Raw genomic sequence first — 13115 nt, forward strand, 5'->3', positions numbered from 1 at the left:
TTTGTGGTTTATAGTCTACGCTTAATCAAGACCCCCCAATCTATGGCGTATGTTCCCTTAAACGACTAATCTTAGAATATAAGAAAATTTTTATTTACTGGAAGTCGGTAATGTCGGTAAGGGAAAAAGGTTTTACGCTCATTGAGTTGCTTATAACACTCGCGGTGTTGGCGATTCTACTCCTTGTGGCTGTGCCAAATTTTGGCAGTTTTATAGCTGACTCTCGTATAAGTGCTGCTAAAGATAAACTGGTCTCTAGTATTTCTCTCGCTCGCTCAGAGTCGATTAAGCGTGGTGAGCGTGTGGTTATCTGTCGTAAAAGTTCTGGAGCTAATACCTGTGCTGCGACGAGTCAGTCCGGTACTCAGGACTGGTCAGATGGATGGCTAGTTTATTTAGATGAAGATGAGAATTTGGCAATTGATACCAATGGGCTAATCAGGGTGTATGGAGATATTGATGATTCGGTTACTGTGCAGTACACAAGGGGAGATGTGGTAATTTTTAGTAGCCTGGGGCTCTTAGATACTTCATCAACTACCGATGAAACTTTTTCGATTAGTGATAGTGGTGATTCGAATGCTGGCGCGGGCTTGTCTGTCCGGCCAACAGGTAGAATCAGGATGTGTGCGAATTGGACAGCGAGCTCAGCAACATGCGCAGACAATTAGGATTTAATTTAATTGAGGTTATGATCGCGCTGGTCGTGATCTCTATAGGTCTGTTAGGTTTGGCTGCGCTACAGATGACATCGCTGCAGCAGAACCAAAGTGCATATTTTAGAAGTCAGGCTACCCTGTTTGCCTATGATATTGCTGATAGGATGAGAGCAAATCAGACTCAAGCAGATGCAGGGGCATATTATGTTGTTAGCGGTGCAACCGAATCCAACTGTATCAATTACTCTGGTTCAGCTTCAGGATGTACTGCTGCACAGATGGCATCCCATGATATAGCCGAGTGGCAAGCGGCTATCGCTGCTGAATTACCAGAAGGGGGGGGGCGAGTTTGTCGCAGTGATTTAACCGGAGATGCTGTTGAAGCCCCTGATTGTGAAGCGGATAACTCTAATAATCCAACGGTCGTATATGTTTGGTGGAATGATGACAAAAGTGCATCTGGTGCGACAACTCAGTTAACGGTGAGTGTGGAATTATGAGGCTTGTAAATAGAAAAGAGTCCGGCTTCTCTATGGTCGAATTGATGGTCGCTTTGGTTATTGGTCTTTTACTTATTGCCGGCGTATTGCAAGTTTTTGTCGGCAGTAAAGTGACATATTCGATGCAGAATGGCCTTTCTAAACTTCAGGAAAACGGTCGCTTTGCTATGTCTTTTCTGTCTAGGGATTTAAGGCAGGCTGGCTTTAATGGCTGCTCAAGCCAAAGTACCGTTGCGAATACCTTACGAAATGCCAGTGGTGCATTACCAAGTTATCTGGATTTTTCAGCCAGTGTCGGCGGGATGGATAATATTTCTTCTGTTAGCTTTGATAGTAGAGCGGCAACTAATGGAACTGATGTTGTTGAAGTAAGGTATGCAGACTCAAGCGGTGGGTGTGACTTGATCCCAGGTAAACATAACCCCAATTCTGCACAATTCCAGTGTGAGGATACACACGAATTCAAAAAGGGCGACTTACTAGTAGTGACGGATTGCTCTACAACCGCCATTTTCCAGCAAACCAACACCAATAACAATAATACTGTTGCCACCATTAACCATAATACCGGCAATTCAACAGATATCGGGAATTGCACCAGCTTCCTTGGAGCACCGGTAAACTGCCCTACAGGTACTAGTTACCAGTTTAATAACGGTACTGTTTTAAGAATGGTCTTTTATCGTTACTTTATTGCCAACAACTCCTTTGGTGAACCCGCTTTATACAGACAGACTGTGCAGAATAATTCAGGGGTTTCAGGGACGACCGTCAATGAACTGGTCGAAGGTATAGAAAATATGCAGATTCTTTATGGTGAGGATACCAGTGGGGATGGGGCAGCAGATTACTATGTACCATTTGATGAAGTTTCAGATGATGATGATATTGTCAGCATCAGGGTGAGCTTATTGGTAAGAAGTATCGAAGCAGGCATTGTGCAGGGTGGGCAAACGCTCACCTTTAATGGTGGATCGGTCTCATTTTCAGATGGGCGTCTAAGGAAGGTGTTTACTTCTACAATTGCGCTGAGGAATAGACTATGACTGGAGCGAAACCTTATAAAGAGCGTGGCGCGACACTGATTATTAGCATGATTTTTCTGCTTATTTTATCGATTATTGGTTTGGCAGGTATGGATGTGACCAGCCTGGAAGAAAAAATGGCTGGTAACATGCGTGATCGAAATATGGCTTTTCAGTCTGCTGAAGCAGCACTTAGAGACGGCGAGGATTATTTAGAATCCATTGTGGTGTTACCGGCGTTCGATGGGAATAACGGCCTCTATGCGCTGCCTACTGATGGGACAAAGCGTTGGGAGACAGTTTCTTGGGCAAACCCATCTGATGTTCGCAGTTATTCAGGTGCAGGCTTTGGCGAATTGGCGGGTAGTTCAGCATATATTGTGGAAGACCTTGCCGCCGCAGCTTCAAGTGATAGCTTGGAAGTGGGCACCCCTGCTGATACAAAGCGCTTTTATCGTGTGACCGGAAGAGCTGTAGGTCTAACCAGTTCATCAGAAGTTATTGTTCAAAGCGTCTATAAGCGATAGTCGCAGGAGATCGACATGTTTAAAAAAGTCCTCCTTACTTTCATTACAGTAATCTATACGTTTATACCATTGCAGTCTCATGCAACGACAATCGCACAAGACCCTTTATACCTTGTAGTGGGTGCTGATCCGAATGTTCTATTTAATATGTCCATTGAAACCCCGATGGGTGGAGCTGCATATAACGATCAGCCAGGTACTTTAGCTGGGGGTAATACTTGTGCAGGTCGCACTAGTGGATATGGCGCTTGTTATTTTAAAGATGAGACCTATCTGGGCTATTTCGACCCTAAAAAGTGCTACACGTACAACAGTGGCGGTGGTTATTTTGAACCTGATGGTGCTACAAATAATGATCATGAATGCTCGGGTAAGTTCAGTGGCAATATGATGAACTGGGCTACCATGACGGCCATGGACATGTTCGTGTATACCCTTACAGGCGGTAATCGAGTTATTGATAATACCGGCAGTAATGCAGTGACTGTGGTCAAAAGGGCAAAGAGACAAAACAATGACGGTTGGTTTCCTCGTAAGGTTATTTATAACCCTTGGAATGTTTCGCCAAGCACAGTTTCCCCATTCAGCCAAAGTTATTTTTATATTAGAAACTATGGTAAGGGAGAGTCCGGAAATCCAAATTCATCAACCGAAAGTGTTAGGTTTTGTACCACTGCGGACTGCAGTAGTGGGATTTTAGGATCCTATAAAGTTCATGTAAGAGTGTGCGATAAGACCGAAGGCGTAGAGTCTAATTGCGTTTCCTATAGCAGTGGAAGTTACTATAAACCAGAAGGCTTAGTGCAAAGCAAAATGGATGATATGCGCTTTGCTGTGACAAGCTATTTAAAGGATAACTCTAATACTCGTGACGGTGGTGTGCTTAGGTCTAACATGAAGTATGTTGGACCGACTATGCCTAATGGAAGTGGTGGTACACAAACTAATTCCAATGCTGAAGTAAATGCGGATGGTACCTATGTAAATGATCCTGATGGGCTAGCGGGCTCTGGTGGAGTCGACTATTCGGGTGTGATTAATTACATAAACAGGTTCAGTGAATATGGTTATAAGGGATTAGATCCTGCAGCGGAGCTTTTTTATGAATCACTTCGGTACTTTAAGAACTTAGGACCTACCCCAGAATATTCCAGTGGTTTGACGAATACTATGAAGGGGGGATTCCCGGTTTTAACTAGCTGGAATGATCCTATTCAGTATTCTTGCCAGAAAAATTTTATTATCGGGATTAATGATGCGAACCCTTGGTTAGATAAAAGTTTGCCAGGCACCCATTTCACCTCAAGTACGTTTAATGGGCGAGATATATCTGAGGATTATGGGGAACCATCAAATCCGGATACTGACATCAATGTGACGACATTGACGAATACCGTGGGTAGTTTAGAAGGTTTGAATGGTACAAGTCAGTGTGTGGGTTGTACCGCTGGCAACTGTAACATGTCATCTACCAATAAAACGATTCCTGCTTTGGGTGAGGTGCTTGGGACCTGCCCTTATCCGCCTAAGGAAAACTCATACTATATCGCTGGCCTGGCTTACTATGCCAATACCCAGGACATCCGTACCGATGCAGGAATGGATGGAGAGCAGAATGTAGCGACGTTCATGATTGACACCCAGGAATACAGCTCAAGCCCATTAACAGGCCAGATGAACATGCTCTGGTTGGCAGGTAAATATGGTGGTTTTTTGGATTCCAATGGGAATGATCAACCTGATTTAACTTCTGAGTGGGATAGTGATGGGGATGGTGAGCCAGATAATTATGTGTTGGCAACCCGCCCCGATAAAATGATTGCAGCGCTTTCCTCAAGTTTTGATGAAATTGAGGCCAGAACTTCTTCAGCTTCCGCAGTTGCAACTAACTCTACTCGTCTGGATACAAACTCCAAAATTTATCAGGCCAGATTTTCCAGCGGTACATGGACAGGTAGCTTACTGGCATATGACATTAATGCGATTACGGGTGCTGTCGAAAGTTTGGCCTGGGATGCAGCGGATTTAATTCCAAGTGAAAGTAACCGTAATATCTTTAGTTATAACGATAGTTCTAATGCTGGTGTTATCTTTGAACACACTAATTTGAGTACCGCACAAAAAGCATTGATAACCTCTGATCAACTGGATTACATTCGTGGTGATCAGTCAAATGAAGGTGCTACTTTCAGATCGAGAAGCAAGGTTCTGGGTGACATAATCAACTCAGATCCGATTTATACCAGTAATGACAACTTTAACTATTACGTTCTGGAAACTGTCAGTGGCAATGCAACATATGATGATTATTTAATTGGCACTACTGAAACTTGGCAAAAAGGTAATCGTCAGGACATGCTTTATGTGGGTGGTAACGACGGGATGCTGCATGCGCTTCGCGGAACGGGTGTTTCAACCGCAGGTTGTAATCCAAACTCCCAGGATTGCGAAGGGGAAGAAGTGTTTGCTTATGTGCCAAAATCGCTCATCAGTGATCTTCCGAACCTTGCCTCTTTATCATATCAGCATCAATACTTTGTAGATGGCTCACCTAGATTTGGTGATGCCTATATCGACTTTGACGGCTCAGGAGATCGATGGGGAACAGCGCTTGTTGGTACCTTAGCAGGTGGCGGTAAAGGGATTTTTGCATTAGATATCTCTGATCCACTTAATTTTGCTGCGGGTGATGTGCTTTGGGATTTAGACAGCAGTGACCTAAGCGACTTGGGATACACCTTTGCGCAGCCCACCATCGCCAAACTGGCTAACGGTGACTGGGGCGTCATCGTAGGCAACGGATACAACAGTGCTAACCATGAAGCAGTGCTCTATATTTTGAATCTTGAGACCGGTGCTGTGATTGCTAAGCTGGAAACTGATGTGACCGGTAATGCATCGGCAACCAATGGTCTGTCGACCCCGATAGCTGTAGATACTGATGGCGACAAAGTTGCTGATACAGTTTATGCCGGTGACCTGAAAGGTAATATGTGGAAATTTGATATTTCCGATTCAAATACAAGCAAGTGGGAAGTAGCCTATAAAGATGGTAATGGTAATAATGCCCCTCCTGCGCCATTGTTTAAAGCGTGTACAGATAATGCTTGCACCGACCCACAACCAATTACATCGAAGCCGCAGGTCATTCGTGCCACTAATGGTGATCTAGTGGTGTTGTTCGGAACAGGAAAGTACTTTGAGACCGGGGATAATACCGATACCTCTCAGATTCAGACCTTCTATGGTATTCAAGACGATGGCACTCAGGTTGCCAACCGCAGTACTTTGGTTAATCAGGATATTCTAGCGGAGTTTACTGCGCTACAAACGGGCCTAAATTACGACACTCGCCTAACTACAGATTATGGTGTGGATTATGGTCTTAAGGATGGATGGTTATTAGATTTTGATAGCAGTACCTATCTGGGGGAGCGGGTGGTAGCAAATCCGCTAGTACGAAATGGCCGGGTTATCTTCCCTACACTGGTGCCAGATACCGGAGCATGTTCCTATGGTGGTACAAGTTGGTTGATGGAGCTGGATGCTGAAACGGGCTCTCGTTTGACCATATCTCCATTTGATTTGAATGATGATGGCTCGATCAATTCCGGCGATTATGTCCGCTATGATAGTGATGGGGATGGTGATATTGATAGTGATGATGAACTGATCCCTGTTTCAGGTAAAAAATCGACCGTGGGCATTATTAAAACGCCAGGTGTTATCTCAACCGGTGATGATGAGTTGAAATATACCTCAGGCTCTTCAGGTAATATTGAAGTGACAGCCGAATCATCAGGGGATAAGTTAGGCCGTCAGTCATGGATACAGATTAAATAGGGTTTAGTATGCATAAAAAATCGTCAGGATTTACTTTAATCGAGCTACTGATCGCTGTAGCGGTTGTTGGTATCTTGGTCTCAGTTGCTTATCCTTCGTATCAGGAGTTTGTAAGGGACTCGAATCGTGCCACGGCGGAAGGTGTTGTCTTGGAAATGGGGCAGTGGATGGAGCGTCAGTTTACTGTCAATGGGCGATATACTGATGCAAGTAATGCTTCTCCCTCGCTTCCCTTGGCTAAATCGCCTAAGGACGGCGCTGATGTTCATTATGTACTTGGAGTCAATGCGACAGCTACAACCTTTACCATTACTGCGACAGCGTCAGGAGCACAGCAAGGCGATGCTTGTGGCAATCTGACCTTAACTCAGGCTGGCGTGAAAGGAGCTACCGGGAGTGGTACCGACTGTTGGGATGATTAACAAATAATTCTATTCGTGCCGCAAGGGAATGCGGCGGAGGAATAACATGGAACGTTATACTCTTAATGAGAGGAAGCGTGCTTGTGCACGCTTTTTTTATGGCTTTACATTGATGGAGCTTGTGATAGGGGTTTTGCTTCTCAGTATTTTGCTGTTTCTGGCGATACCTGCCATGAGCCGCTATATGGCCGATTCACATTTGTTTGCTGACTTAAATAAGCTTCAAAGCTTACTTGCCCTTGCCAGAATGGAGTCGGTTAAATCCGGTGAAAAGGTGGTTCTGTGCCGTTGGGATGGCAACCTTGGCTGCACCGGGGCGAGTCAAAGCGGAACCCAGCAATGGAACAACGGAGCGCTCATTTTTATGGATAAAAATGGGGATAGGCAAATATCTACGAAAGATTATGTAATCAAAGTTATTTCATTCTCTCCCGAGAATAGTGTTACTTGGAATAGGGGTGAGACGCTCGTTTATGAAAGCGATGGTTCTGTATACGGAGCTTCCAACGGGACATTTCAAATTAGTCAGGGTGATGATATCAAAAAGTTGGTTATCTCTATGACCGGACGGGTAAGGCGCACTTCAAATTAACCAATATCATGGCATCATAGAGCTGAAGAGAAAATATATTCGATGGTTAATGGATTTAATATGTCTGATGTACTGGTAATTGGTGGTGGCGTAATAGGCATGATGCTTGCCCGAGAGCTGGCTCAATCTGGGGCTGATGTCACTCTGGTTGAACGTAAAGCCTGCGCACAAGAGTCTTCATGGGCAGGAGGGGGTATTGTTTCACCTTTATATCCATGGCGTTATCCTGAGCCCGTTACCCGTTTGGCAACCTGGTCGCAAAGTAGTTACGTGCATCTGGCCGAGGAACTCATAGAAGAGACTGGCTATGACCCAGAGCTTCGGCAGAAAGGGATGCTGATGGTGGCAGTCGAAGATCAGGACGATGCGCTAACGTGGGCTGAAAAGTACCATCGGCCACTCCGTAAAGTTGATAGTAGTTTCCTCTATCAGAAAGAGCCCAATCTGGTTCCAGGGCTGCCGGAAGGCCTGTGGATGCCTGAGGTATCTAGTATAAGAAACCCAAGGTTGGGGCGTTCGCTAAGGGAAAGTTTACTTCTCAACCCTAAAGTCACGTTACTTGAGCATCATGAGGTGACCGCCTTTAACTTTAAGGGTGGTGTGGTTTCTGGGATTGAAACCTCAAAGGGATGCGTGCAAGCGGATAAGGTTATTATCGCTGCTGGTGCGTGGAGTTCTGAGCTGCTTGGTTTGGTTGGCAGGAAGTTGCCTGTTGAGCCTGTTCATGGGCAGATGATGCTTTTTAAGGCTGAGCCAGGATTGGTCAATAGGGTGGTGCTGAAGGGTGGCCGCTATGTTATCCCACGTAATGATGGCAGAGTGCTGGTGGGTAGTACGCTGGAACGTATCGGTTTTGAAAAAAGGACAACTCAGGAGGCAGCAGAATCGCTTCACCAAACAGCCTTGGATATTATTCCTAAGTTAGCGGACTATCGTGTCGAGCATCATTGGTCAGGTTTACGGCCGGGCTCTCCGGAAGGCATTCCCTATATTGGCAAGGTTACTGGATTTGATAACCTCTATGTTAATGCAGGGCAGTATCGTAATGGCTTGGTATTGGCGCCTGCGTCTACTCGTCTGTTGGTAGATCTGATGATGCAGCGGGAATCTATTATTCCAGCTGAACCTTATGCAATGGATAGATAAAAAAGGCCGCGGAAGCGGCCTTTTTTATTAGTCGTAAATGGTAAGGATAGGGGCGCGTTTATGCTGTGTTTTGGTGTAGATCTCGATGATCCTGTTCTCTACTTCCGCTGAGACAGGTCGCCCTTCCAGGAAATCATCTATCTGGTTATAGGTTAATCCCAGGGCTTGTTCATCGGCTTTTTGCGGCGTAAGGCACTCCAGATCTGCGGTAGGCGTTTTTTCTACGAGCAATTCAGGCGCTCCAAGCTCTTTCGCCAACATGCGAACCTGGCGTTTGCTTAGACCAAACAGAGGGGCAAGGTCACATGCACCGTCACCCCATTTAGTATAAAAACCGGTAATGTTTTCTGCCGAATGATCAGTGCCAATGACAAGGCCGCCAACGATTCCTGCAATTTCATACTGAGCGACCATTCTGGCACGGGCTTTGACATTGCCTTTTGCAAAGTCGATAGCGCCTTCAGAGGCAGAATTTAAGTCGCTATCCTCGAGCGCAGAGAGTACTTCAGCGTGGATGCCTTCGACCCCAGGTTTAACATTAACCGTGATACTCTGACTTGGTTTGATAAACTGCAATGCCAGTTGTGCATCGTCTTCATCTTGTTGAATGCCAAAAGGAAGGCGCATAGCGATGAACTGGTAAGAATTAGTATTATGTTCCTGGTTTAACGCTTCAACCGCCAGTTGAGCAAGGCGGCCACAGGTTGATGAATCCACTCCGCCACTAATACCCAGAATTAAATTCTTTTGTCCGGAAGAGGTAAGTGTTTTTTTGATAAAAGAAACACGTCGGGAGATCTCTTGAGCCGGATCAATCTCAGGTTTTACCTGCATCTCCTTGATAATTGCTTCTGCCTGCATAGGTTTACTCTCAATACGATAAGTCTTTTGCTTATAGGGGCTTTACACAAGGCCTATTTAAAAAGGCACCTTCAAGGTGCCTTTTTTTATTGTTATTTATTTCTCATCTTCGTCATCAAATACACCGAAGGTGAGTTTGCTGAACATTGAGCGATCTGGTTCAGGAGCACCTTGACTCATGCGTACAGGTGTCGTGACCGGTGGCTCTTTATTGTCGCTGAACAGATCAAACGTTGCTGCGTCGAACAGGGTTTTTTCGCCTTTGTACACTGGTGTGTACTGGTATTCAGGGTAGTTTTGACTTAATACTGACTGAGTATCTGCTGCGAGGTCTTGCTGACCAAGATGTGTGTAAGCCTCAATCATCACAGCCAATGCGTCTGGTACCGCCGGTGTTTCCTGCATATTTTCGATAACGTAGCGTCCACGGTTAGCCGCGGCCACGAATGCTTCACGCTGAATATAGTAACGAGCAACGTGTACTTCATATGCGGCTAGACGGTTCTTTAGATACACCATACGTTTATAAGAGTCAGGAGCGTATTGACTCTCAGGATAGCGATTTACCAATGTAGAAAAACTTTCAAAGGAATCCAGTGCGGCACCAGGATCTCGCTGAGTTTCATCGATTGGTAGGTATTGTGTAATCCAGGAGATATCCTGCTCAAATGCAGTCAGGCCTTTGAGATAGTATGCGTAATCAATATTGTCGTGGTTTGGATGTAGTCGAATAAAACGATCAGCCGCTGCACGCGCAGCTTCTGGCTCGTAGTTTTTGAAATATGCGTAAATCAATTCTAATTGCGTTTGCTCAGAGAAGCGTCCGAATGGATAACGCGCTTCAAGTAATTGCAGCTTTTCGATGGCGAGGTCATAGTTTACCTCTTCCATCGCTTTCATTGCTTCCTGATACAGCTGTTGCTCAGGTACATCCGGGTACTCTTGAAGATCTTCGAACCATGAACAGGCCGCAGTCATCAAACAAAATAAAGCAACAATCAGGCTTTTGGTAATACGCATCTTTTATTAATCCCAGTGTAGTCTCCGGTCCGAACAGTTATACTGGACACAAAGAGGCTAAATGCAATTCGACGGCCTATTTAACCATAACTGATGGGGCCTGTTAACAGACCCTAGTGTAACATTTTTAAGATCTGACGGGATCCAATGTCTGACCATATTCAACTTGAAGCAAAAGTAACTGATGACTTGGTAGGCAAACGCCTGGACCAGGCTGTTGCTCAACTCTTTCCGGACTACTCAAGGTCCCGTTTACAGGGCTGGATTAAAGATGGCTCGCTTACCGTAAATGGTGAAGTTAAAAAGCCACGTGAAAAGCTGCTGGGTGGAGAAGCAATCGCAATAGATGCCAACCTGGAGGTTATTGAAGATCATAAGCCGCAAAATATACCCCTGGATATTGTTTATGAAGATGAGCATATTTTAGTGATCAATAAGCCGGCTGGATTGGTTGTGCATCCGGCGGTTGGGCATCGTGATGGAACGTTGCTAAATGCCTTGCTGTATCACTGCCCTGACATTGCGCAGGTGCCGCGAGCGGGGATTGTTCATCGTCTGGACATGGACACCACTGGGTTGATGGTCGTGGCAAAAACCATTGCTGCACAAACTGAGCTGGTTGAACAGCTTCAGGAGCGCTCGATGGGGCGTGAATATGAAGCGGTGGTCAATGGCGTGATGACCGGTGGTGGTGTCGTTGATGAACCTATGGGCAGGCATTCTAAAAATCGCCAGAAGATGGCCGTCGTGGGTGTAGGTAAAGAAGCGGTGACTCACTACCGCGTACTGAAAAAGTTACGCTCTCACACGCATATTCGTCTGAAGCTGGAAACCGGGCGTACCCATCAAATCCGTGTGCATATGTCACATATCAACTATCCGCTGGTGGGTGATCAGATGTACGGCGGTCGTTTCCGACTGCCGAAAGGTTGTAGTGATGAAATGATGGACGCCCTACGTGATTTTAAACGCCAGGCACTCCACGCTAAAAAGCTTGAACTCTGGCACCCGCATTCCGGTGAACTTGTTTCCTGGGAGGTTGATCTTCCGGAAGATATACAGAACCTGTTAGCCGTGCTTGAGAAAGATGCTCAAGAACATGGTTCAGAGGAATAAGGGATGAAGTATATTTCCGCAAATTGGCCTGCACCTAAGCATATAAAAGCTGTTACGACTACGCGTGTTGGGGGAGTTAGTGATGGTGTATTTGCGGGACTGAATCTTGGAGATCATGTTGGGGATGACTCAGAAAAAGTTAAGTGCAACCGTAAGTTGTTGATCGATGATCTGGGCTTGCAGGTAGAACCTCAATGGCTCTCTCAGGTGCACGGTACCGATGTTATTGAAGCGTCAAAAGCAGGCAATGTTGTTGAGGCGGATGCTTGTTGGACATCTGAGTCAGGACTTGCCTGCGTTGTGATGACCGCAGATTGTTTGCCCGTATTCTTCACTGATTCTCTGGGCGAGAATGTGGCGGTTGCTCATGCTGGGTGGCGTGGATTAGTCGATGGCGTTCTGGAAAATACGTTACGGTGCTTTGCCAAACCCGAAGAGGTACATGTCTGGATGGGACCAGCAATAGGCCCAGACGCTTTTGAGGTTGGAGCTGAGGTTAAGGCCCAGTTTGAGGCGAATCAGGCTGAAGCTGCATCTGCTTTTGAACCAGTATTTGGCAAAGATGGGAAATACCTTGCAAATATCTATCGCTTGGCTGAACTCAGGCTTAAAAAAGCGGGTGTTAAATCGATCAGCAGCTGTGACTTATGTACCTTCGGTGATAGTGATACCTTTTACTCTTATCGGCGTGATGGGCAGACGGGGCGTTTAGCCAGCCTCATCTGGATTGATGCTAACGCTAAGGTAGCGAACGTATAGTGATAAACATAGATAAACGTCCTGAGCTTTTTGTCGATCTTTTAAAGATTGAACCATCAATATTGATCGATCTTAAATATTATTCTGGTGATAACTTCATCGGCTCTCGCGTTGAGGGCTATGAGGAAGAGCTTTGCTATATTACAAAGCCAGCAGCACAGGCTCTTCAGCGTGTCCAGCATGAATTGAACAGCTTTGGCCTTGGTTTAAAGATTTTTGATGCATACCGCCCGCAAAAGTCGGTTGATCACTTTATCCGTTGGTGTGGTGAAGAGGGAACCGTCTCTACTCAGCAGCGCTTTTTTCCTGATCTATCCCGGCCCGATCTTTTTGAAAAAGGCTATTTGATTCGTCATTCAAGCCACACCCGTGGTAGTACTGTCGATCTGACGATTGTGGATATTGATTCGGGTATTGAACTGGATATGGGGACTGAATTTGATTTCTTCGGTCCGGAATCCTGGTTTGACTCGCAAGTGATACCAGCTCAGGCCAGGGCCAATCGCATGCTGCTTCAGACAGTGATGACTCAGCATGGGTTTGTGCCCTTTCACCAGGAGTGGTGGCATTTTACTCTTCAAGATGAGCCTTATACTGATCAGTACTTTAATTTTCCCATTAGTATGTAGTCATAGGTAAATGTAG

General features: G+C 45.6%; 13 protein-coding genes. 11 read left to right on the forward strand and 2 right to left on the reverse strand.

The features are described from left to right. The first annotated feature begins 110 nt into the window (after positions 1–110). The 8 genes from MED92_RS18515 to thiO are packed head-to-tail and all read left to right on the forward strand — an operon-like array spanning position 111 to position 8714. On the forward strand, positions 111–671 hold the full coding sequence (locus MED92_RS18515) for a GspH/FimT family pseudopilin (RefSeq protein WP_007021233.1): 561 nt from the start codon (positions 111–113) through the stop codon (positions 669–671). Then, entirely contained in the window at positions 656–1159 is a 504-nt protein-coding gene (gene pilV / locus MED92_RS09095; protein WP_007021234.1) for a type IV pilus modification protein PilV, read from the forward strand. Before MED92_RS18515 ends, pilV begins: the two co-directional genes overlap by 16 nt. Next, positions 1156–2205: a PilW family protein gene (locus MED92_RS09100; protein WP_007021235.1), complete on the forward strand. Its 1050-nt coding sequence runs from the start codon at positions 1156–1158 to the stop codon at positions 2203–2205. Before pilV ends, MED92_RS09100 begins: the two co-directional genes overlap by 4 nt. Beyond that, positions 2202–2711: a pilus assembly PilX family protein gene (locus MED92_RS09105; RefSeq protein ID WP_007021236.1), complete on the forward strand. Its 510-nt coding sequence runs from the start codon at positions 2202–2204 to the stop codon at positions 2709–2711. The genes MED92_RS09100 and MED92_RS09105 overlap by 4 nt, the downstream gene beginning before the upstream one ends. Positions 2712–2726: 15 nt before the next feature. Further along, entirely contained in the window at positions 2727–6554 is a 3828-nt protein-coding gene (locus MED92_RS09110; RefSeq protein WP_007021237.1) for a pilus assembly protein, read from the forward strand. Positions 6555–6562: 8 nt separating this feature from the next. Further along, complete coding sequence (locus MED92_RS09115; RefSeq protein WP_007021238.1) at positions 6563–6976, forward strand: type IV pilin protein; 414 nt, start codon at positions 6563–6565, stop codon at positions 6974–6976. 46 nt (positions 6977–7022) lie between these two features. Further along, on the forward strand, positions 7023–7568 hold the full coding sequence (locus tag MED92_RS09120; protein WP_007021239.1) for a GspH/FimT family pseudopilin: 546 nt from the start codon (positions 7023–7025) through the stop codon (positions 7566–7568). A 60-nt stretch (positions 7569–7628) separates the two neighbouring features. Then, positions 7629–8714 carry a glycine oxidase ThiO gene (gene thiO / locus MED92_RS09125; protein ID WP_040661702.1) on the forward strand — a complete coding sequence of 362 codons (1086 nt, stop codon included), beginning with the start codon at positions 7629–7631 and terminating at the stop codon, positions 8712–8714. A gap of 27 nt (positions 8715–8741) precedes the next feature. Here the strand turns inward: thiO and nadE are convergent, their stop codons facing one another. Further along, entirely contained in the window at positions 8742–9575 is an 834-nt protein-coding gene (gene nadE, locus MED92_RS09130) for an ammonia-dependent NAD(+) synthetase (protein ID WP_007021241.1), read from the reverse strand. Between the two features lie 96 nt (positions 9576–9671). Beyond that, the gene (locus MED92_RS09135; protein WP_007021242.1) at positions 9672–10595 is read right to left on the reverse strand and encodes an outer membrane protein assembly factor BamD; all 924 of its coding nucleotides are present in this window, start codon (positions 10593–10595) and stop codon (positions 9672–9674) included. 147 nt (positions 10596–10742) lie between these two features. On the opposite strand from MED92_RS09135, the gene rluD reads away from it, so the two are divergent. From rluD to MED92_RS09150, 3 genes are read left to right on the forward strand one after another with little or no spacing between them, the layout of a single operon-like run. Next, positions 10743–11711 carry a 23S rRNA pseudouridine(1911/1915/1917) synthase RluD gene (gene rluD, locus MED92_RS09140; protein ID WP_007021243.1) on the forward strand — a complete coding sequence of 323 codons (969 nt, stop codon included), beginning with the start codon at positions 10743–10745 and terminating at the stop codon, positions 11709–11711. Positions 11712–11714: 3 nt separating this feature from the next. Next, on the forward strand, positions 11715–12470 hold the full coding sequence (gene pgeF / locus MED92_RS09145; protein WP_007021244.1) for a peptidoglycan editing factor PgeF: 756 nt from the start codon (positions 11715–11717) through the stop codon (positions 12468–12470). Further along, a complete protein-coding gene (locus tag MED92_RS09150) occupies positions 12470–13099 on the forward strand; it encodes a M15 family metallopeptidase (RefSeq protein WP_007021245.1) in 630 nt (209 codons plus the stop codon). The genes pgeF and MED92_RS09150 overlap by 1 nt, the downstream gene beginning before the upstream one ends. Positions 13100–13115 lie beyond the last annotated feature (16 nt).

The sequence above is a fragment of the Neptuniibacter caesariensis genome, assembly GCF_000153345.1.
Classification (GTDB): Bacteria; Pseudomonadota; Gammaproteobacteria; order Pseudomonadales; family Balneatricaceae; genus Neptuniibacter; species Neptuniibacter caesariensis.

What these genes read in the sequence shown, in the direction of transcription:
- MED92_RS09105 (WP_007021236.1), top strand. Translation starts at nt 2,202, where the DNA reads ATGACTGGAGCGAAACCTTATAAAGAGCGTGGCGCGACACTGATTATT.
- MED92_RS09110 (WP_007021237.1), top strand. Translation starts at nt 2,727, where the DNA reads ATGTTTAAAAAAGTCCTCCTTACTTTCATTACAGTAATCTATACGTTT.
- MED92_RS09100 (WP_007021235.1), top strand. Translation starts at nt 1,156, where the DNA reads ATGAGGCTTGTAAATAGAAAAGAGTCCGGCTTCTCTATGGTCGAATTG.
- thiO (WP_040661702.1), top strand. Translation starts at nt 7,629, where the DNA reads ATGTCTGATGTACTGGTAATTGGTGGTGGCGTAATAGGCATGATGCTT.
- rluD (WP_007021243.1), top strand. Translation starts at nt 10,743, where the DNA reads ATGTCTGACCATATTCAACTTGAAGCAAAAGTAACTGATGACTTGGTA.
- MED92_RS09135 (WP_007021242.1), bottom strand. Translation starts at nt 10,595, where the DNA reads ATGCGTATTACCAAAAGCCTGATTGTTGCTTTATTTTGTTTGATGACT.
- pilV (WP_007021234.1), top strand. Translation starts at nt 656, where the DNA reads ATGCGCAGACAATTAGGATTTAATTTAATTGAGGTTATGATCGCGCTG.
- pgeF (WP_007021244.1), top strand. Translation starts at nt 11,715, where the DNA reads ATGAAGTATATTTCCGCAAATTGGCCTGCACCTAAGCATATAAAAGCT.
- nadE (WP_007021241.1), bottom strand. Translation starts at nt 9,575, where the DNA reads ATGCAGGCAGAAGCAATTATCAAGGAGATGCAGGTAAAACCTGAGATT.
- MED92_RS18515 (WP_007021233.1), top strand. Translation starts at nt 111, where the DNA reads ATGTCGGTAAGGGAAAAAGGTTTTACGCTCATTGAGTTGCTTATAACA.
- MED92_RS09115 (WP_007021238.1), top strand. Translation starts at nt 6,563, where the DNA reads ATGCATAAAAAATCGTCAGGATTTACTTTAATCGAGCTACTGATCGCT.
- MED92_RS09120 (WP_007021239.1), top strand. Translation starts at nt 7,023, where the DNA reads ATGGAACGTTATACTCTTAATGAGAGGAAGCGTGCTTGTGCACGCTTT.